Genomic DNA, 23206 nt, shown 5'->3' with positions numbered 1-23206 from the left:
ATTAAACTTTACTAGTAGTTTATAATGTTAATTGTGAGTTAGTTTAATTTTTCATCAAGCCAAAGAAGTTTTTAATTTCTTTGGCTTTATTTCCTAGAAGGATAAACCAACAAATAATAAATTATCTTGAAAACCCACCTAAAAATGAAACAATTAATCATTGCTGTTTTTTCGCTTTGTACCTTAATTTCCGTAGGGCAAACCAAAACAGGTTATCCTATTACACCTGTACCTTTTACATCTGTTAAGGTAAACGATGCCTTCTGGGGGCAACGCATTGAAGCGAGTAGAGAAACCACCATTCCCTTAGCTTTTGGCAAATGTGAAGAAACAGGCCGTTACGAAAACTTCGTTATGGCGGCACACCCGCACGAACACAACAAAGTAGAAGGCTTTACTTTTGATGATACCGATGTTTACAAAACCATTGAAGGTGCTAGTTATTCTATGCAAACCCACCCCAATGAAAAGCTAGAGACTTACATTGACAGCTTAATTACTATTGTAGCTAAAGCGCAAGAAGAAGATGGTTATTTGTACACATTCCGTACTATGAATCCAGAAAACACACATGATTGGGCAGGTACAAAGCGTTGGGAAAAAGAAGAAGATTTAAGCCACGAGCTATACAACCTTGGGCATTTAATTGAAGGTGCCGTAGCACATTATCAATCTACCGGAAAGCGTAACTTTTTAGATATAGCTGTAAAATTTGCCGATTGTGCTGTAAACGAAGTTGGTGATAAACCAGGACAAATTATGGTTGTTCCTGGGCATCAAATTACCGAAATGGCTATGGCTAAATTATCGGTGGTTACGGGAGAGAAAAAGTATTTAGATTTTGCAAAATTACTACTTGATAAACGTGGTTATACCAAAATTAAAAGTGAATATAGCCAATCGCACAAACCTGTTTTAGAGCAAGACGAAGCTGTTGGACATGCTGTAAGAGCCGCATATATGTACTCTGGAATGGCCGATGTAGCTGCGTTAACAGGCGATGAAGATTACATTCATGCCATCGATAAAATTTGGGACAACATCGTTTCTAAAAAACTATATATTACTGGTGGCATTGGCGCTACAGGTCATGGTGAATCTTTTGGTAAAAATTACGAATTACCAAACATGTCGGCGTACTGCGAAACTTGTGCTGCCATTGGTAACGTGTATTTAAATTATCGTTTGTTTTTGCTTCATGGCGATGCTAAATATTACGATGTTTTAGAGCGCACGTTGTACAACGGACTTATCTCTGGGGTGTCGCTTGATGGCGGAAGTTTTTTCTACCCAAATCCTCTAGAGTCTATTGGTCAGCACCAACGTCAAGCTTGGTTTGGTTGTGCTTGTTGCCCTTCAAACGTAAGTCGCTTTATTCCATCGGTTCCGGGTTATATTTATGCGGTTGATGAAGAGGATGTTTATGTAAACTTATTCATGGCAAACGAATCGAACCTTAAAGTAAAAGGCAAAAACTTAAAATTAACTCAAAGCACCTCTTATCCATGGAACGGAAAAGTAAATATTGATCTTGCACCTAAAGGGCGTCAAAATTTTAACTTAAAAATACGTGTTCCAGGTTGGTTGCAAAACACGGTTGTACCATCAAATTTGTATAGTTACACCGATAAAAAAGCGCTAAACTTCAGCATTAAAGTAAATGGAAAACCTGTTGAAAGCACTATTGAAAAAGGATATTTCAGTATTGCAAGAACTTGGAAAAAAGGGGATAACGTAGAGGTTGTTTTCGATATGGAACCACGCACAGTTAAAGCGCATCCTGCTGTTTTAGAAGATCGCGGTAAAGTATCTATTGAGCGCGGACCAATTGTATATTGTGCAGAATGGCCAGATAACGATTTTAATATTTTTAGTGTTATCCTAAATAAAAAACCTCAGTTTGAAGTAAACACCAAAAAAGATTTATTGTACGGTATTAACATGATTAAAACCGATGCACAAACTTTAAGATACAACGACAACGGACAAATTGTAGCTACCGATGTAAGCTTAAATATGATACCGTATTACGCATGGGCGCATCGTGGTAGTGGCGATATGGCAGTTTGGTTACCTATTGAATTAAACGCCACAAAGCCTGAAATGGCTCCAACCTTGGCTTCGGAAAGTAAAATTGAAGCGTCGCATAATGTTAAGCCTATCGTGGCTATTAACGACGGATTAGTACCTAAAGATGCCGAAGACAGAACGCTACCTTACTACCATTGGTGGCCAAAAGAAGGTACAACAGAATGGATTTCGTATAATTTTGATACCGAAAAAACCGTAAGCAGCTCTACCGTGTATTGGTTTGACGATAAACCTTGGGGTGGTTGTAAAGTGCCTGAATATTGGAAAATTTATTACCAAGACAGCAATAACAATTGGATTCCTGTTGAAAACAAAACAGCTTATGGCACAGAAAAAGGTTTAGCTAACGAAGTTACTTTTAAACCTGTAAAAACAAAAGCTATAAAACTAGAAGTAAAACTCGCCGAAAAAAATGCCGCAGGTATTTTTGAGTGGGAATTAGAGTAATAGTCTTTGAGGCTGTAGAAAAAGTAAATGAATCTGTCATCCTGAACTTGTTTCAGGATCTCATTAAGCAGATTTACAATGTGTTTTAAAAAAATCTGAAATAAATTAGATTGACAAAAACGAACTTTTTCTACAGCCTTTCTTTTTTAAAAATATTAATATGAAGTATCAATCTGTTTTTAAACATGTCTGCGTATTTTCGCTTGTTTTGCTTAGTTATTCTTATTTTGCCTAACTAAGTTTCAACTATTCTGCAAGCTTTTCAGAGCCCAAAAACACTAGTTACACATAAAAAATGTAAACACCACAGAAACGCATTTTATACTTCCTGTTTGGTCTCCTGGCTATTACGAAATAATCGACTTCCCAAAAATATACTCGATTTTAAAGTGACATCTACAACCAATCACCCCATTTTATGGCACAAAAACAGCAAAAACGAATGGGTTGTAGCGAACGATCAAAACAACAGTTTTAAAATTACTTACCGTTATTTTGTCGATAAAAAATCGGTTGCAGAATCCATCAATACTGAACGTGCTTTTTTTAATGCCTAATAATATTTTTATGCATTTAAAAAATCACATTAATACACCTGTTTCGCTTAACTCAACTACTTATAAAAATTGGAAAAGCATTATCACAGGTTTAACAGAAAGCACACCTAACACCATTATCAGAGGTTTAAAATAGCGATAACTTGATAAAAAGAGCCTTCACTATAACCGAAAAGGAAAAGATATAAGAGATTCTATATTTACTAAATAATCAAGTAAAATATTAAATAAAAAGAGACTGTCTAAAAAGTCACATTTTTGTCAATCTGAACTTGTTTCAGATTCTGAAATAAATTCAGAATGACAGGTTTCACGTTTTTTAGACAGTCATTTTTATTTTAAGGATCTTCGACTATAACAAGTCCAACGCTCCAAGTCTTTCTTTTGCTAGAATATATCTTGCTTGAACATCATCAATTTGCGGTTGCGTTAATTTTAAACCGTAGGTACGAAGTCCACCAGCAACATCATTATGATGAATACCCATGGCGAGCTTAAGATATTCCATAAGTAATGGCTGAGCATCTAAATAAGATAGAGAGTTTAAAGCCTGAGAAATTTTGTTTGCCTCTGCCCACTCTCCTTTTAAAACATGCTCTTGCATACTAACGCTTGCTTTCGGAAAAATTGCTCCTACACCTGTAATACCACCACATGCCCCAGCAAGTCCTGCAAATACCGTAACGGAGTCTACACCTGCCAAAACTTTTAAATCTTTGTTCTCTAATATCAAGGTTTCAATAATTGAAACATCTATGGTAGATATCTTAAGAGCAGTAACATTTGGTAAAACAGAAATTTTTCTAAGAAGATCGGTTGATATGGCATGATATCCAGCAGCATCCGGATTATTGTAAGGCATAATGGTTACACCTGCGTTTCTTGCTGTTTCTTCTGCAAGTTCGTAGTAATCATACATTTCAACATCAGATGGAAGGGTCTTAGTTTTTGGAGGCATAATCATTACGGTGTCTACGCCAACAGTAGCCAAACCTTCAACAATTTTAGCTACTTCTTCCTTAGTTTCTGCTGCAGCTCCACTAATTAGCGGTACATTATATTCTTTAGCAACCTCAGAAAAGGCTTTAAGTAAAGTAAGGCGTTGTTCTACGCTTATGTAACTATTCTCCCCCAGAGTACCAGAACCTACAAGTCCACCCATTCTGCTTCCGCCTTTTCCTTGAACTTTTAATATATCTGCGGCGTATTTTTGTGTGGCATCTATGTCAATTTCAAGAGCACCTGATTTAGACTCTTTAAACCACGTAAACACAGCCGGCATAACGCTATGTCTCCAATCTGAGTTATTTGTTTCTATCATATTTTAATATTGTCAATAATTAACCTCAATTAACTTTTTTCAATTGATGTTATAGGCAAAAGTAAAAAGTAAAACTTCATCCAATGAAGTATTGTTAACACAAAGACATATTATATTATCCTATTTTAAGTGTTTTATTAAAGAATAAGGTAGTTTTAATTTGTAAGGAGTACAATATAGGTTTTAAAGTCAGAAAAACAGCTCAAAAACATAAGCATAAAAAATAAAAACCGTACTTTATATATTAGACTGAACTAAGTACAAATACTTTTAAGCTAATATTGATGGTAACAAAGAATAATTAATATTTAGAATCTATTAAAACCGTTGCAACCTGTAATGCGATGGTGTTAAACCTTTAATTTCTTTAAATTTTCTGTTGAAGTTAGCGGTATTTTGAAAACCACATAATTCAGAAATGGACGAAATGGAGTAGTCAGGGTTGTTGTAAATCATTTTACATGCATTTTCAATTCTAATTTCAATTAAAAACTGAAAAAACGTTTTATTGGTTCGCTTTTTAAAATAACGACAAAACGCATTTTTACTCATATTTGCTATTTGAGATATTTCCTCTAGCGTAATAATTTCCATGTAGTTTTCCATAGCGTAGTTAAATACATCTTTCATGCGTTTACCTTCATCATCGGTATACTTCTTTTTATAAACAAATGAAGATAAGGCGGTACGTTCGGCTTTCGTAATAAGGTCTATAATCTTTAAAAGTGTACTAATGCGCTCAACCTTATTTTGGACTTTAAGTTTTAAAAACTGTTTAACGAGTTTTTTCTTGTGTGTAAGTATTTTCATCCCGTTTTCCGATTCGTTAAAAAACGTATTGCAACCTTCTAAATCTGGTAAATCAAAAAAGTCTTTACCAAATGAATTCCTATCAAAAAACAAGGTGTAAACAACGGTTAGTTCAGAAAAGCTGGTATCTGTTCTAAATACATGAGGTACATCGCCTCCTAAAACCAAAATATCACCAGGGTAAAAATCGTTAATAGTGTCACCTACAATTAAAGTACCAGCGCCCTTTTCTACATAGCTAATTTGTATCTCACTATGTTGATGTAATTGGTTGTATAATACATTTTCTCTTTCTTCTTGGTAAACTAACGCTTCGTTCTCTGGTTTCGGAATTTTAAAAGGAAGTACTTTCATATAATTGTTAATTTTGCTAATATTACTAAAAAATAAAACACAAACCTATTTATAGGGTAATATAGTACTATAATAAGTTAATAATCACTGCTACCTATAGGTGCACAAAGGCTATTTTTGTGCATATTATATCATATATTATGATTAAATGGTAACGGTGTAGAATAAGAAAAAATAGTATTATTACCATTATAAAACGTAGAAAAGAACGTATAATTAAGGTAATTAAACTGCTAAGTCAGCAAGACGACAATTACCGACTATAAAAATATTTACGCATAAAAATTTCATGATTACAGGCAAAAATTACATTGGAAACAAACTCAGTGCAACGGGCAATTATAGTTTTAAAACTATAAACCCTAAGCTAAACACAGAAAACCCAACAGCTTTTGTTGAAGCGACTCCAGAAGAAATTGAAGAAGCGACACAACTAGCAGCTACGGCTTTTAAAACGTTTAGAAATGTTTCTGGGGAAGACAAGGCTAAATTTTTAAACGCTATTGCAGACGAAATTTTAGCTCTAGATCAAGAATTAATTGATGTCTATACTACCGAATCTGGTTTGCCAGAAGGTCGCGCTATTGGCGAACGTGGTAGAACCGTAATGCAATTAAAATCGTTTGCGAATTTAGTAGCTAACGAAGATTGGAAAGGCAACACCTTTGATGCTGCTATGCCAGACAGACAACCGTTACCAAAAGACGATTTACGTAAAACAGTAATTCCAATTGGGCCTGTTGTTGTTTTTGGAGCAAGTAATTTTCCTTTTGCTTTCTCTACAGCAGGAGGCGATACGGCTAGTGCGCTAGCTGCAGGTTGTCCTGTTATTGTAAAAGCTCACGAAATGCATGCTGCAACATCAGAGCTTGTGGCTTCGGCTATCATTAAAGCTGCCGAAAAAACAGGTATGCCAAACGGGGTGTTTTCACATCTTTCTGGTCGTGGTACTGTGGTTGGTTCGGCTTTAGTAAATCACCCAAAAATTAAAGGTGTTGGTTTTACAGGAAGCATAGGTGCAGGTCGTGCTATTTTTAATTTAGCATCGCAACGCGAAGAGCCTATTCCGGTTTATGCCGAAATGGGTAGTATAAATCCAGTAGTTATTACGCCAAATGCTATAGCTAATCGCGGTGAAGCCATTGCTACAAATTACGCAGGTTCTATTACTTTGGGTACGGGACAGTTTTGTACAAATCCAGGGTTGATTTTAACTATTGAAGATGAAAATACGCCAGATTTTATAACAGCTTTAGCTGAAAAAACTGTAGCTATAGATGCGCAATGCATGTTACACCCAAATATAAAAGCTGGTTTTGTGAAAAATAGTGATAGTGTAACAGCACAAGGCGGTGTAAGTACCGTTGCTAAAATTACAAGTGATGTAGCCGATAACTTTGCGGCGTCACAAATTGCTACCGTTTCGGGTGCAGACTTTTTAGCAAACCCAAAAATACATCAAGAAGTATTTGGTCCGTTTTCGTTAGTAGTTACAAGCAAAGACGAAGCCGAACTTATAGAAATCATTGAAGCACTCGAAGGTCAATTAACAGGAACTATCATTGCTGAAGATAATGACATTGCTAACCTTAGTGAGGTTGTCGAAGCATTAACCAATCGTGTTGGCCGTATTATTTTTAATGGCGTTCCAACAGGTGTTGAGGTTTGCCCGTCAATGCATCACGGTGGGCCTTATCCAGCTTCAACCAACGCAAAATATACTTCGGTAGGCACCGATGCGATTCAACGTTGGGTACGACCAATAAGTTATCAATCATTCCCTTCGGAATTACTTCCGAAAGGATTACAAAAATAAAAGGTAAATTTAATAGACCTGTCTTGTTTTTGAAACCTGACAGGTCTTATTACATTTTATCAAAAACCAAAACAATAATTTAAAAGCCCTAAAAGCATACAGTAATTTAATGGCTAGAAAAACCTTTTTTTGTGTAGATGCGCATACCTGCGGAAATCCGGTTCGTGTGGTAGCTGGTGGCGGTCCCAATTTAGTGGGCGCAACTATGAGCGAAAAACGTCAACATTTCCTTAAAGAATTCGATTGGATTCGTAAGGGATTGATGTTTGAACCTCGCGGACACGACATGATGAGCGGTAGCATACTTTATCCGCCTTCTAATCCAGACAACGATTTTGGTATTTTATTTATCGAAACATCCGGTTGTTTACCCATGTGCGGTCACGGTACTATTGGTACGATTACTATTGCTATTGAAGAAGGTTTAATTACTCCAAAAATTCCAGGAAAAATTAAAATGGAAGCGCCTGCTGGTTTAGTTGAAATTGAATATCAACAAACAGGTAAAAAGGTAGATTGGGTTAAATTAGTTAATGTAAAATCGTATTTAGCGGCCGAAAATTTAACTATCGATTGCCCTGAATTGGGCGAATTAACCTTCGATGTGTCTTACGGTGGTAATTTTTACGCCATTGTAGATCCGCAAAAAAACTTTAGTGGCGTACATGACTTTACAGCGAGTAAAATTGTTCAATATTCGCAAGTCATTCGTAATAGCATCAACGAAAAGTATCCAGATATGTTTATACATCCTGAAAACGATACCATTCGCGATGTTAGCCACATGCTTTGGACGGGTAACCCAATTGACCCAACATCATCGGGTAGAAACGCGGTGTTTTATGGTGATAAAGCCATCGATAGATCGCCTTGTGGCACAGGAACATCGGCGCGCATTGCACAATTGCATGCTAAAGGCAAATTAAAATTAGGTGAACCTTTTATTCACGAAAGTTTTATTGGCAGTAAGTTTATTGGTAAAGTTGAGCAAGAAACAACGCTTAACGGAAAGCCAGCCATAATACCAAGTATTCAAGGTTGGGCGCAAGTAACGGGTTACAACAATATTATTATTGACGACGACGACCCTTACGCTCACGGATTTCAAGTGATATAAATTAAAAAAATAAAAATGCGCCGAGTAAATCTATAATTTGCTGGCGCATTTTTCAACTTAAAACATTAGAGCTAATGTTAACATGTTCATCGTCAGTTTGAGTGAATTTCGTGATTCCGATTTGAATTCGAATTGACTAATAGCATATTAAACATTACACTCGTAAATAAAATATAACAGATGAAAAAAGTTGTTATCATTGGTGGCGGTATCTCAGGCATTTGTAGCGCCTATTATTTATTAAAAGAAGACTACCAAGTTACCGTTCTAGATAAAAGTGACCTTACCACAGGTGCTTCGTTTATTAATGCTGGGTATTTAACGCCTAGTCATTTTATTCCGCTTGCAGCACCAGGTATAATTACCCAAGGTTTAAAGTGGATGTTTAATAGTTCTAGTCCGTTTTACATTAAGCCACGTGTAGATTTCGATTTCATGAAATGGGCATTGCATTTTAAAAAATCGGCTACCAACAAAAATGTCGAAAAGTCTATTCCTGTTTTAAAAGAATTGAATTTGAAAAGTCAGACGCTTTTTGAAAACATGATAAACGAACTGGATTTTAGTTTCCATTACGAGAAAAAAGGCGTTTTAATGACGTATGCTACCCAACATTGTGAAGAAGAAGAACATGAAGTTGCCGAAAGAGCCATAAAAGAAGGTCTTGATGTAAGTGTACTTAACAAAACAGAGTTGCATGAGTTAGAACCTGTTCTATCTGATAAAGTTATTGGTGCTGTACATTACAAATGCGATTCGCACATGACGCCAAATCACTTTATGCCAAAAATGAAGGCATGGTTAGAACAACATGGCGTGGTATTTAAAATCAACGAAACGGTAACCGATTTCAGCATAAAAAATAATGCGATAACTTCGGTTACTACTCAAAATAGCACTTACGAAGCAGATAATTTTGTGTTAGCTAGTGGTAGTTGGACGACCGAATTAGCTTCAAAATTAAAGCTAAACATTCCCGTTCAAGGCGGAAAAGGGTATAGCATGGATGTACAGCGACCAACTGGCATAACCATACCTACCATTTTGCTAGAAGCCAAAGTTGCCATAACGCCTATGGATACCTTCACGCGTTTTGCAGGAACTATGGAATTTTCGGGGAACAATACCTTTGTTCGTAAAGAGCGTGTTGAAGCTTTAGCAAATGCCGTAAAAAACTATTACACCGATGTAGAAATAAATCCCGAAGAACGCGCCAATGCTACTTCAGGATTACGACCAGTATCCCCCGATGGCGTGCCATTTATTGGAAAAACAAGCAAATACAACAACTTAACTGTGGCGGCAGGACATGCTATGATGGGTTGGAGTTTAGGGCCAATAACGGGGCAATTGGTTGCAGAACTTGTAGCAAATAAAAAGACTTCGGTTAATGTTGACCCGTTGTCGCCAGAGCGTTTTAAGTAAAAAAATAGCCTATAAATTGCCACGAATTCACTAATATTACTTGTTGTAAACACATCAATGATACTTATGAAAAAAACGAAATTATTTTTTACCCTAATTTTATTAAGCGTTTTAAATTTTTCTTGTTCAAAAGACACGAGTCCCGAAAACCCAGAACTAGAAACAACAAGTAAATTAGTCAAATCCGAAAAAATTTCTGAAACAAGGAATGTAAACTACCTCTATAATGAGAATGACTTGATTTCGAGTTTGAATGGAATCTACAATAATTTTGAATACACATCTAATTTCATTTATGATTCAGAAAATAGATTAACTAAATGGAACTACCAAGAATCGGGTTCTTCATCATATAGCGACTCATATATTTTTACATACGATTCGAATGGTCTTTTGTCAAATTATTCAGGGAACACTCAAAACGTGACCATTAATTACAATGATAACATTATAACATTAACCGGAACTATTGAGGGAAATGCTAATTCTCAAGCAGAAATAGAAGTAAACAATAATGGATTGATAATTAAATTGACCGAAAGTAATCAATATACTAAATTTGGTTATGATACAGATGGGAATATGATTTCTGCACATTTATATGACAACACAGATAATCTACTTTCAGAATTCGCAATACAATATGATAATAATATAAATCCATTTTATGGTCAATTTGAATCAATTTACATTGAGCGATTTATTGAGTTTTTTTGGGATTTTGAAGGAATTTTTATAGGCGGTTTTGAAGGTTACGATTTCCCATTTTTTAAAAACAATATTATATCAATAGAAAAAATAAGTGGAGGTAAAACATTGTTCTCTTACGCCTATGATAGTGAAAACTATCCAATTAATGTAAATATAGATTATTCAGGTGAAGCCGTAAACTTTGATATTGAATATTTTGAATAAAAATTTTCATAAAACAACCACAATACCTTTGCATCACTTTACCCTTTAATTACAAAATAATAACACCATGAGTAAATTTGGAATAGGAGGCTCAACCATTCAAGATGAGTTAAACGCTATACAACCAACAGTACAACATATTCAACCTATTCAAAACACCGAGTACGAAGCCCGCATTAAAAAAGCTTGCGATTTAATGCAAGCACAAAATGTTAAGGCTTTATACTTAAACGCGGGTACAAACTTATTCTATTTTACAGGTATGCAATGGCACCCAAGCGAGCGTATGGTGGGCGCTATTTTATTAAGTAACGGCGATGTGCATTACATTGCGCCACATTTTGAAAAAGGCACCATTAAAGATTTTATGGTTATTGAAGGCGCTATCCATTGCTGGGAAGAACACGAAAGCCCGTTTAAACTTTTCGCTTCCATTATTGAAACTGAAGCTACTGGAGCAGGTTCCATTTTAATTGATGAATCTACGCCATTTTTTATATATGAAGGTATTTCAGATGCCATCTCACCTGAAACTTTAGGTAATGGAAAGTCAATTATTTCAGCATGCAGAATGGTAAAGTCTGAAGCGGAGATTAGTATCATAAAGTCCTTAATGGAAATCACGCTTGAAGTGCAAAAAGCCGCTGCCAGAATATTAAAAGTTGGTATTACAGCTAAAGAAGTAACCGATTTTATTCATGAAGCGCACAAGCGTTTCGGCGTTGCATCGGGTTCTTATTTTTGCATTGTGCTTTTTGGTAAAGACACCTCGTTTCCGCATGGTGTGAAAAACCCAAAACCGTTAGAAGAAAACGACATTGTTTTAGTCGATACAGGTTGTTCTATGCATAATTACATCTCAGATATTACGAGAACTTACAGTTTTGGTACACCAACCGATTATCAACGTAGAATTTGGGACGTTGAAAAAGAAGCGCAATTTGCAGCCTTTGATGCCTCTCAGATAGAAAACACCTGCCATGATGTAGATACTGCGGCAAGACAAAACATTGAATCGCATGGTTTAGGTCCCGATTATAATTTACCAGGATTACCACACCGTACAGGTCATGGTATTGGACTGAATATTCACGAATATCCGTATATCGTAAAAGAAAACAACACGCCATTGCAATCTGGATTTTGCTACAGTATAGAACCCATGCTTGTTGTGCCTGACGATTTTGGAATTCGTTTAGAAGATCATGTTTATATCACCAAAGATGGTCCAAAATGGTTTACCCAACCTGCACATAGTATTGAAAACCCGTTTGGGTATTAATAAGATCTTATAATATTAAAATATCTGTTTATTCGCTGTTAACTTTTAGTTAAGGTTAATATAATATTAGTATTAGCTAACATTACGAGGTTAGTCTTTCGTTTTAATATCTACTTTTATTGATATTTCAAAACTATGAAGCTAACATCAATCAAATTAATTACATTAACAGCTTTTCTTTGCTATTTTTCTTCATTTAGCCAAGGAACTTTAAAAGAATACAAAAAGGCGCTTGCGGTCGATTCACTTTTTCGAGACAAAGTGTTTAATACACCATCTCGTTTTCATTGGATGCCAAACAACACCCTTTGGTATGTTAACAATGCAAAAACTGGTGATGTTTACTATCGTGTTGATGCCAATACAAACACCCAAAATATCTTTTTCGATCATAGCAAAATGGCCGAAGCTATTAGCAGTGTTACCGAAAACAATGCTGATGCTAATAAATTAAATTTAAGTGATTTAGATTTAAATAAAGATAGCAACACCTTGAAGTTTAAGTTTAAAAACCTTCAACTAAGTTGTAATTTAAACGATTATAAAATCACGGTGCTCGATACCGTATCAAACAATAATCGCGGTCGTGGTCGTGGTTACTGGGGAAATCGATTTGACGAAACCCAAGGCGATCCCGTAGAATCACCCGATAAAAGCATTGTGGCATACATTAAAAACCACAATCTTTACATAAAAAATCAAAAAACGAACGAAGAAACCCAATTAAGTTACGATGGTAGCAAAGGCAACTATTACTCTTCGTATATTAAATGGTCGCCAGATGGAAAAAAAATCATGGCTTACAAAGTAAAACCAGGCGACGAACGCGAAATTTACTTTGTAGAATCAAGCCCAAAAGATCAGCTTCAACCTATTTTACAAAAGCGCGATTACTTAAAACCAGGTGACGAATTGCCGTTTAAAAGTCCGCAACTCTTCCATGTTGAAAGCAAAAAACACATCAGTATTCCAACTTCAGAATTTAGTAGTCAGTATAGCTTAAACCGTATCGATTGGCGCAAAAACAGTAGCGCTTTTACTTTCGAGTATAACCAGCGCGGACATCAAGCTTATAAAATTATTGAAGTCGATGCCAACACCGGAAAGGTTAACGTTTTAATTAACGAAATAAGCAAAACTTTTATTGATTACAGCAGCAAAAAATACCGTTACGATGTTTATGATGGCGAATCCATTGTATGGACATCAGAGCGCGATGGCTGGAATCATATTTACCTGTACAACAACGATGGCACTGTAAAAAAACAGTTAACCAAAGGGGATTGGGTGGTTAGAAAAGTTGTTCATGTAGATGAAAAAAATCAAGAAATTTATTTTACCGCAAGCGGATTAGATAAAAACCAAGATCCGTACTTTATTCACTATTGTAAAGTTGGTTTCGACGGTAAAAAAATGCAGCGTTTAACTAGCGAAAACGGTAATCACTCATTGACATTTTCTGATGATTACAGCTATTACATCGATCAATATTCACGTGTAGACATGCCTGCTGTTACCGTTTTAAAATCGACTAAAAATGCTAAAACTTTAATCGATTTACAAAAAGGCGACCATAGTGCCTTAGTAAATACAGGTTGGATTGCTCCAGAAGTATTTACAGCAAAAGGACGCGATGGTAAAACCGATATTTGGGGCATGATTGTGCGCCCAACAACATTCGATGAAAACCGCAGCTACCCAATAATAGAATACATTTACGCAGGTCCGCACGATTCTTTTGTGCCTAAAGATTTTCACGCTTATTACTGGTCCATGTCTGCATTAGCAGAATTAGGTTTTATTGTGGTGCAAATTGATGGTATGGGAACTTCAAATCGCTCAAAAGCCTTTCACGATATCTGTTGGCAAAACCTAAAAGATGGTGGTTTTCCTGATAGAAAATTATGGATGAAAGCCGCAGCCAAAAAATACCCGTACATGAATGTTGATAAAGTGGGTATTCACGGTACGTCTGCTGGCGGACAAAACGCCGGAGCCGCTCTTGTTTTTAATTCCGATTTTTACGATGTAGCCGTAGCGTCTTGTGGCTGCCACGACAACCGTATGGATAAAATGTGGTGGAACGAGCAATTTATGGGTTACCCAATTGGGCCGCATTACGCCGAATGTTCAAACATTGAAAACGCCGCACAAATGGAAGGCAACTTGATGCTTATTCTTGGTGAGGTTGACGATAACGTAGATCCCGCAACAACCATGCAATTTGCAGATGCTTTAATTAAAGCTAAAAAAGATTTTGAGCTCGTTACCATTCCAGGTATGGGGCATTCTGCGGGTGGCGATTTTGGAGAGCGCAAACGTAAAGACTTTTTTGTAAAGCACTTGCTAGACGTTACACCGCCATCATGGAAAGACATTTATAACTAAAAAACACAACACTAATAATTACTAAAGAAAATCACGTATGAAACTGAATAAGTTATTTGTTTTTGCCCTTTTAACACTCTATAGTTTTGCGACTGCCGTAGCGCAAGAAGGCGATCAAATTTTAGATGGTATTGGCGAAACAGGATTAATTGCACGTTATGTGTTTGACGAAAACACCAAAGATTGGTCTAGAAATAATCTACATGCCGAAATAAAAAATGCAACTACCGAGTTTGTAAAAGACAAACTATTTAAAAGCGCTTTAGTGCTTCCTGCAAAAAGCAAAGCCTATATTTCTATACCAAGTCAGACTCTAAACAGCGTAGAATCGTTAAGTATTACAGGTTGGATTTGGTTAAAATCGAATGCCGATAATCAGGTTATTTTCGACTTCGGAAAAAGCAGCAAGTCGCATGTGTACATCAGTACAACTAATTCAGGAAAAGGCATTCAATCTGATATCGTTTCAGAAACCGAAGGTACTTTTAAAACAACTTCCGAAGGTTTAGTGGCCGACCGTTGGAATCATTTCGCAGTAACCATCGATATTGCCGATGAAACCTTCACCACTTACATCAACGGAAAACGCCTTTCAGAGACAAAAATTGATGAGTTAGAATTAGAAAAGTTATTCAACACCTCAAACGGGAACAACGAACTTTACATTGGTAAATCTATCGCCGATAATGGTGGTTCATTAGATGCCAATTTACACGATTTTCGCGTGTACCGTATTGCGTTAAGCAATCGTCAAGTACGTCGTATTTTCTTTAATGCTTTAGGCATGGAGAATCAAGTTAACGAGCGCCATAACGAGAATGATAATTTGCACGCTTTCGCGGAAGATACGCCACAACTTTACAATCAGTTTTTAACTGCGGTTGAAGATGTGCAAGTTGAAACTGCATTAGGACATTTACCGCGTTTACCAAGAACCTTGCCTGCTACTTACAGCAATGGCGTTCCAGGTCCTGAAGTGCGTATTATTTGGCCAGCACCAACCGATAATAGTGCAACTTTAAAAGCAGGCGAATACACCGTAACGGGAAAAATTTCAGGTTCAAACATAACACCAAAAGCCATTGTTACGGTAAAAGCTTCAACCGAAACGAGTACACCTAATCGTGCTCTTGAAGCCTTCAATTTAGAAGATGTTTCTTTAGACAGTGACACACACGGGCATCAATCAAAATTTATAGAAAACCGCGATAAATTTGTAAATACACTTGCCGAAACCAATCCTGATGCCTTCTTATACATGTTTAGAAATGCCTTTGGACAACCACAACCGGATGGCGCAAAACCGCTAGGTGTTTGGGATTCGCAAGAAACTAAATTACGTGGTCATGCTACAGGGCATTATTTAACAGCTATCGCTCAAGCGTATGCAAGCACGGGTTACGACAAAGCACTTAAGCAAAACTTTGCCGATAAAATGGATTATATGGTGAATACATTGTACACCTTATCGGAGTTATCTGGAAATCCTAAAACTTCGGGAGGTGCGCATGTTTCCGATCCTACAAAAGTGCCTTTCGGACCAAATAAAACGGCTTTCGATTCCGATTTAAGTGATGAAGGTATCCGTACCGATTACTGGAATTGGGGTAAAGGATTCATCAGTGCTTATCCACCAGATCAATTCATCATGCTAGAAGCTGGTGCGACTTACGGCGGACAAAAAACACAGGTTTGGGCGCCTTACTACACGCTTCATAAAATTTTAGCAGGCTTAATGGATATTTACGAAGTAAGTGGTAACCAAAAAGCTTTAGATGTGGCTAAAGGCATGGGTACTTGGGTACACGCACGTTTAAGTCAACTACCAACCGAAACACTTATTAGCATGTGGAACCGCTACATTGCAGGCGAGTTTGGTGGCATGAACGAAGCTATGGCACGTTTATACCGTATTACAAACGATTCGAGCTACTTAGAAGTGGCGCAACTTTTCGACAATATTAAAGTATTTTTTGGCGACGCCAACCATTCACATGGTTTAGCTAAAAATGTAGATACCTTCCGTGGTTTACATGCGAATCAACATATCCCACAAATCATGGGTGCTTTAGAAATGTACCGCGATACCAATTCACCAGAATATTTTCATGTAGCCGATAATTTTTGGTACATGACCACAAACGATTATATGTACAGTATTGGTGGTGTTGCTGGTGCCAGAAACCCTGCAAATGCCGAGTGTTTTACAAAAGAACCTTCAACATTATACGAAAACGGATTATCTGCAGGCGGACAAAACGAAACCTGCGCAACGTATAACATGCTTAAGTTGAGTCGTAATTTATTCTTATTCGAGCAACGCACCGAGTTAATGGATTACTATGAGCAAGGACTTTACAACCATATTTTAGCTTCGGTTGCCGAAGATAGTCCTGCAAACACTTATCACGTACCGTTAAGACCGAGCTCTATTAAGCAATTTGGTAATCCAAACATGACTGGGTTCACTTGTTGTAACGGTACCGCAATAGAGAGTAGTACCAAGTTTCAAAACTCTATTTATTTTAAAAGCGACGACAACAATACACTTTATGTAAACTTGTATGTGCCTTCAACCTTAAACTGGCGCGAACGTAAAGTACAAGTGGTACAAACTACCGCATTTCCTAAGGAAGACGAAACACGCCTAACCATTAACGGCAAAGGTAAATTTAGCGTAAAAGTACGTGTACCACATTGGGCAACTAATGGTTTTACTGTTAAAATAAACGGAAAAACGCAAAAAGTAAATGCCGTTCCTGGTACCTATTTAACCTTAAAATGCAAATGGAAAAAGGGCGATGTTATCGATTTAAAAATACCATTCCAGTTTCATTTACAACCTATCATGGATCAGCAAAATATAGCGAGTTTATTTTACGGTCCAATACTTTTAGCAGCTCAAGAAGACGAGCCAAGAAAAGAATGGCGCAAAGTAACGCTTGATGCTAAAAACTTAAATGAAAGCATAACTGGTAACCCAGAAAATTTAGAGTTCACCATTGATGGTGTCACGTACAAACCGTTCTACGATTCTTATGGGCGTCATTCGGTTTATTTAGATGTTACCCTAAAATAGTTCAATTAATCAGCAACACAACACCATGAAAAAAAATATAACCACCTTAATTTTAATTGTATCCTGCATGTTTATAAGTAATGCGAGCGAATTAATTGATGTTATTAACACTTACAGCGCCGATAAACGCGCTTTGGAAGGTACTTATAGCGTAAGAGAATCGGAGGAATATTACAGCAGATTCTTCACCTTTTACGAGCGCTATCAAAAGGAACTTAAAGCTATCGATTTTAAAGCATTAAGCACCGAAGGAAAAGCCGATTACGTGTTGCTTAACAACGAAATTAAGCGTGAAATTTATCAGTTAAAAAATAACTATAAGGCTTATAAAGATGTGGCTCATGTAGCCGATTTTGCTACGCCATTGTACACGTTTATAAAAGAGCGACGTCGTGGTAAACAACCCGATTCTAAAACGCTTGCTGGATATTTCAACAGTATAAAAAATACCATTGCGGCAAAAACCGAAGCCCTAAAAAAAACACCTTTTGAAAATTGGATTGTTGCCGATAAAGCGTCTCGCGTCATTTCATCGTTACAACGTAGCTTAAAAGAAGCTTTCGAGTTTTATTATAAATACGATCCAGAATTTACATGGTGGGTTAAAGACGCTTACGCGGAATTAGACGATGCCTTAAAATTGTATCGTAGTTTTTTAACTGAAAATTATTCTGAAAACAGCATAAAAGACGACGGTTCGGGCATTATTGGTAAGCCTGTTGGTCGTGATGCTTTGGTGAAAGATTTGGAGTTTGAATTTATTCCATATTCACCTGAAGAATTAATTGCTACTGCCGAAAAACAGTTCGATTGGTGTAAAGAAGAAATGATTAAAGCCTCGAAAGAAATGGGCTTTGGTACCGATTGGAAAGCTGCTTTAGAACACGTAAAAGATACCTATGTAGAACCAGGTAAACAACCGCAAGCTATTAAAGATCTTTACGATCATAGCGTAAAATTTATTGAAGACAGAGACCTCATTACTATTCCAGATTTAGCAAAAGAAACTTGGGGCATGATTATGATGACGCCTGAGCGCCAAAAGGTGAATCCGTTTTTTACTGGTGGTTGGGAAATTAGTATTTCGTATCCAACTGTAGATATGAGTTACGAAGACAAGATGATGAGTATGCGAGGTAATAACCCTAACTTTTCATTTCCTACCGTACAACACGAATTACATCCAGGTCACAACTTGCAATATTTTATGAATAACAGACATAAAAGTTACCGAAGAGTATTTAGCACACCTTTCTGGATGGAAGGTTGGGCGCTTTACTGGGAAATTGTGCTATGGAACAAAGATTTTGCGCAAACACCTGAGCAAAAAATGGGTATGTTATTTTGGAGAATTCACCGTTGTGCGCGTATTATTTTCTCATTAAAATATCAATTAGGTGAATGGACACCGCAACAATGTATCGATATGTTGGTAAACGAAGTTGGCCACGAATATGCAAATGCCGAAGCCGAAGTACGCCGCTCGTTCGCAACAAGCTACACGCCTCCATTATACCAATTAGCTTATATGACGGGTGGTTTACAATTTTATGCCTTACGAAATGAAATGTTGGCCAAAGGTTGGACAGAAAAGCAATTTCACGACCGCGTGATGCAAGAAAACATGATGCCTATTGAAATATTACGTTCTGTAATTCAAGATTTACCTATAAAAAAAGACGCTAAAACAAACTGGAAATTCTCAACCGATTTTAAATAATCCGTTCCGAAAAAAACTAAAAATGAAACGACTAAAAAACAACTTACCCTTTATAATTACCCTTTTTATCGGGTTGCAAATACAAGCTCAAGGCTATTGGAGTCGCATTGAAGAAAAAGAATCTACTTTGGGTATTGCTAACGTGTACCAAAAGTTTAACACACCGCACTTTCAATTAAAGTTAGTGCGTGCTTCACAAACCGTGGCTGGTTTAAAACCTATTGATGATTTAAAATTCGATTTTACTCCTAGCGATCGTTTAGAAATTCGTGATAAAGATGGTTTATACCATTTGGGTGATATCAATTTGCGATTAAAAACTGGCGATGGCGACTGGACCAGCTATTCAACAGCGACCAAGCGTAGCGAAGTAACACCTTTAGAAGTTTCAGGTAATGTTATTGCAGCGGCAAATTTAGCAAACACGCTACCTTCAGATATTCCTGTAACTATAAAACGTTACTACGAAATTGTAAATGAGCAATTGGTATTGCGTTTTGAAATCAGCAACACTTTAGCTACAGCTGTAGAAATTGGAGCTTTAGGAATTCCTATGATTTTCAATAATATTTTAGAAGGAAAATCATTAACCGAAACACATGCTCAAAACGTATTTTTCGATCCGTATATAGGTTTAGATGCGGGTTATTTAGAAGTAAAACGCCTTAATGGTCGTGGGCCTGCACTTTTGGTGTTACCTGAAGAAAATATGGCTTTTGAAGCTTACAGACCATTAAACGACGACCCAACTCCAAGAAGTATTGTGTTTGAAGGTTTTCACGAATGGATGGTTTATAGTAAGGCTTATGCCGATAACGAATGGCAAGGCGTAACACCATGGAACAAACCAACCTCGTTAACGCTTCAACCTAACGAAACCAAAAACTTTTCGTTAAAACTAGTACCTTCAAAAGGTATTGAAGACATTCAAAATACACTCAAAGAAGAAAACAAGCCTGTAACCACAGGAATTCCTGGTTATGTGGTGCCGTTAGATACCGAAGCACAATTATTCATTGACTATAACAGCGATGTGGCTTCCATCGAGATTGAACCAAAAGGTGCTTTAAAAATAAAAGAAAATGGCTCGACCGAAAAAGGTGCTAAAAAATATACCGTTGAAGGTAAAAAATGGGGACGTTCTCGCGTAACCATCACCTATAAAAATGGCTTAAAGCAAACTATTAATTATAAGATTATAAAATCGGAAACAGAAGTTGTAAAAGACTTTGGGCATTTCTTAACTACAGAACAATGGTTCGACCAACCAGATCCTATTTTTAAAAGAAATCCTTCGGTAATTAGTTACGACTACGAAACCAAAAAACAACTTACACAAGACAGTCGCGCTTGGGTTGCTGGTTTAAGTGATGAAGGTGGCGCTGGCGGTTGGTTAGCGGCTATTATGAAACAGCTAATTCAACCCGACAAAGCCGAAATTAACAAACTGCAAACTTTTATCGATAGTACGCTTTGGGGTAATATTCAATACAGCGAAGGTAAACACAAATACGGCGTTAAAAAAAGTGTGTTTTACTACGAGCCAGACTCGTTACCTAAAGGCACTTATAGCGACGATATTAACTATAAAACTTGGGCAGCTTGGGATCATAAACATGCCAACGACCCAGGAAGATCTTATAACTACCCACACGTGGCAGCGGCTTATTGGGTGATGTATCGTTTGGCGCGTTACAACGAAGGTTTAGTAGATAACAAACCTTGGGACTGGTATTTAGAGCAAGCTTATCATACAAGTGTTGCTATGGTTGAGCAAGCGCCTTATTATGCGCAATTCGGACAAATGGAAGGCTCGGTTTTCTTATATATTTTGAAAGATTTACAAACCGAAAAATTCAACGATATGGCTACCGATTTAGAAGCCAGAATGAAAAAACGTGCCGACCATTGGGATGCACTAGAATATCCTTTTGGTAGTGAAATGCCTTGGGATTCTACCGGACAAGAAGAAGTGTATATGTGGTCTAACTATTTTGGTTACCGCAGAAAAGCCTGGGTAACACTTCGAGCTATTTTAGCTTACATGCCAACAATGCCGCATTGGGCATATAACGGTAATGCGCGTCGTTATTGGGATTTCCTTTACGGCGGAAAATTATCGCGTGTAGAGCGTCAAATTCACCATTATGGATCGTCTTTAAACGCTATTCCAGTATTGAAACAATTTAGAGAAACTCCCGATAATTTCTACTTATTAAAAGTTGGTTATGGCGGACTTCTAGGTGGTATTTCTAACATCACTGAAGATGGCTTTGGTCCTGCAGCGTTTCACTCGTATCCTTCAACTTTGCGCATCGATTATTTATCGGGCGATTACGGTTCTGGATTTTACGGTTACGCTGTGAATACCGCAACATACATTACCAAAACCGATGATTTTGGTTGGTTAGCCTTTGGCGGAAATTTAAGTACAAAAGATGATGTTGTAACGGTTGAATTAACAACTGCTGCCAAATCGAAAGTGTATATTGCTCCTAAGAAATTGTGGTTAACACTTGATGCTGGTACGTTTAGCGAAGTGAGTTACAATACCAAAACCGAAGCAATTACAGTTACCCTTAACGGAAAAACGGAATTTACACCAAATGCTTATTTACGTGTAAACAATGATGATATTACATTGCCATATACAAAAGAAAGAGGCACTTATAAAATTCCTTTAGAAAAGAAATCGATGACTATAAAACTGTAAGTAAAAAAAGAAGAGGCTTGTCATCTTGAGCGCAGTCGAAAGAAAAGCGATATTTCAATTGGAATTATATCGCGCTGAATTTGACGCAAAAAATAGATTGAACACAAATTTAACAGAACTTTTTCTATAGCAATCAATCCCTAATTATCCCCAAGACATGTTATATTCTTGGGGATACTTTTTAAAACAAAACCATGAACACCACACTACCATACATTACCGATGCTTTTATTGAAGCGCATTGCAACTTTAGTGAACTTATCAGCGCCTTAAAAGTGGGTTTTGCGAACCCCGATCTTTTAGTGCCAATGCGCCATCATCACGATTACCCAAACCCAGTTCAAGATATCGATTCTACATTATTACTCATGCCAGCATTCAATCCTGGAAAGGAGTTGGGGATAAAAATAGTAACGGTGAGCCCTAATAACGGTGTTTACAATATGCCTGCTATTCAAGGGATGTATTTGTTTTTAGATGGGAATAAAGGTAACATTAAAGCTATTTTAGAAGCCAAATCTTTAACGGCAAAACGCACTGCAGCAGCTTCAGCTTTAGCAAGTAGTTTTTTGTCGAGAACCGATTCACGTTCACTATTAATGATTGGTACAGGTGCTTTATCTATCAATTTAATAAAAGCGCATGCTGCGGTTCGCCCAATAGAAACGGTGTATGTTTGGGGACGTGATTTTGAAAAAGCCCAAAGTATTTGCAATGCACTGAAAGATGAATCATTTTCATGTACTCCAATAAAATCTATTGAAGAAAAGGTTAAGGACGTTGATATCATTTCAACAGCTACATTATCACCTACACCATTAATTAAAGGCGAATGGTTGCAGGACGGTCAGCATTTAGATTTGGTTGGCGCTTACAAAAAAGACACCAGAGAAGCCGATAATGAGGCAGTTAAAAAATCAGAAATTTATATCGACACTTACCAAGGCGGATTGAAAGAAAGCGGCGATATTGTTATTCCGTTAAACACAGGTGTTTTGGAAAAAGAGACCATAAAAGCCGATTTATTTGAGCTTTGTACCAACAAAAAACAAGGCAGAACAAACAACGATAGTATTACCTTTTTTAAATCGGTTGGTCATGCTTTAGAAGATTTGGTTGCCGCATCTTACTTTTTTAATTTAACTAAAGGTAATTCTGATTTATAAGTTCT

13 protein-coding genes and 1 pseudogene are annotated in these 23206 nt (G+C 36.9%); 12 read left to right on the top strand and 2 right to left on the bottom strand.

Annotated features, from left to right (window positions below):
* Positions 1-144 precede the first annotated feature (144 nt).
* Positions 145-2538 (top strand): glycoside hydrolase family 127 protein, encoded by a 2394-nt coding sequence (locus PK35_RS03865; protein WP_044625376.1) that lies wholly within the window; start codon positions 145-147, stop codon positions 2536-2538.
* Between the two features lie 288 nt (positions 2539-2826).
* Positions 2827-3095, top strand: a pseudogene (locus PK35_RS17590) (M61 family metallopeptidase).
* A gap of 352 nt (positions 3096-3447) precedes the next feature.
* Here PK35_RS17590 and PK35_RS03860 read toward each other — a convergent pair.
* A complete protein-coding gene (locus tag PK35_RS03860; RefSeq protein ID WP_238320879.1) occupies positions 3448-4377 on the bottom strand; it encodes a dihydrodipicolinate synthase family protein in 930 nt (309 codons plus the stop codon).
* Between the two features lie 357 nt (positions 4378-4734).
* Complete coding sequence (locus tag PK35_RS03855) at positions 4735-5580, bottom strand: AraC family transcriptional regulator (protein WP_044625375.1); 846 nt, start codon at positions 5578-5580, stop codon at positions 4735-4737.
* A 289-nt stretch (positions 5581-5869) separates the two neighbouring features.
* Between PK35_RS03855 and PK35_RS03850 the strand changes: the two genes are divergently transcribed.
* The 10 genes from PK35_RS03850 to lhpI all read left to right on the top strand — a co-directional run bounded on the left by PK35_RS03850 (position 5870) and on the right by lhpI (position 23201).
* The gene (locus tag PK35_RS03850; RefSeq protein WP_044625374.1) at positions 5870-7396 is read left to right on the top strand and encodes an aldehyde dehydrogenase (NADP(+)); all 1527 of its coding nucleotides are present in this window, start codon (positions 5870-5872) and stop codon (positions 7394-7396) included.
* Between the two features lie 109 nt (positions 7397-7505).
* Positions 7506-8513 carry a 4-hydroxyproline epimerase gene (locus tag PK35_RS03845; RefSeq protein WP_044625373.1) on the top strand — a complete coding sequence of 336 codons (1008 nt, stop codon included), beginning with the start codon at positions 7506-7508 and terminating at the stop codon, positions 8511-8513.
* 180 nt (positions 8514-8693) lie between these two features.
* Positions 8694-9938 carry an NAD(P)/FAD-dependent oxidoreductase gene (locus tag PK35_RS03840; RefSeq protein ID WP_044625372.1) on the top strand — a complete coding sequence of 415 codons (1245 nt, stop codon included), beginning with the start codon at positions 8694-8696 and terminating at the stop codon, positions 9936-9938.
* Positions 9939-10004: 66 nt separating this feature from the next.
* Positions 10005-10853: a hypothetical protein gene (locus tag PK35_RS03835; RefSeq protein ID WP_044625371.1), complete on the top strand. Its 849-nt coding sequence runs from the start codon at positions 10005-10007 to the stop codon at positions 10851-10853.
* Positions 10854-10920: 67 nt separating this feature from the next.
* Positions 10921-12135, top strand: coding sequence for a M24 family metallopeptidase (locus tag PK35_RS03830; RefSeq protein ID WP_044625370.1), 1215 nt, complete (start codon positions 10921-10923; stop codon positions 12133-12135).
* 135 nt (positions 12136-12270) lie between these two features.
* A complete protein-coding gene (locus PK35_RS03825) occupies positions 12271-14523 on the top strand; it encodes a S9 family peptidase (RefSeq protein ID WP_044625369.1) in 2253 nt (750 codons plus the stop codon).
* Positions 14524-14560: 37 nt separating this feature from the next.
* Entirely contained in the window at positions 14561-17602 is a 3042-nt protein-coding gene (locus PK35_RS03820; protein ID WP_044625368.1) for a beta-L-arabinofuranosidase domain-containing protein, read from the top strand.
* Between the two features lie 25 nt (positions 17603-17627).
* Positions 17628-19322 carry a DUF885 family protein gene (locus PK35_RS03815; RefSeq protein ID WP_044625367.1) on the top strand — a complete coding sequence of 565 codons (1695 nt, stop codon included), beginning with the start codon at positions 17628-17630 and terminating at the stop codon, positions 19320-19322.
* Positions 19323-19344: 22 nt separating this feature from the next.
* Entirely contained in the window at positions 19345-22035 is a 2691-nt protein-coding gene (locus PK35_RS03810; protein WP_044625366.1) for a DUF5695 domain-containing protein, read from the top strand.
* A 194-nt stretch (positions 22036-22229) separates the two neighbouring features.
* On the top strand, positions 22230-23201 hold the full coding sequence (lhpI, locus tag PK35_RS03805; RefSeq protein ID WP_082048517.1) for a bifunctional Delta(1)-pyrroline-2-carboxylate/Delta(1)-piperideine-2-carboxylate reductase: 972 nt from the start codon (positions 22230-22232) through the stop codon (positions 23199-23201).
* The last annotated feature ends 5 nt before the right edge of the window (positions 23202-23206 follow it).

Source organism: Neotamlana nanhaiensis, from assembly GCF_000943555.1.
Classification (GTDB): Bacteria; Bacteroidota; Bacteroidia; order Flavobacteriales; family Flavobacteriaceae; genus Neotamlana; species Neotamlana nanhaiensis.
The sequence above is the reverse complement of the archived record's forward strand: the minus strand, read 5'-3'. Positions and strand labels throughout refer to the sequence as shown.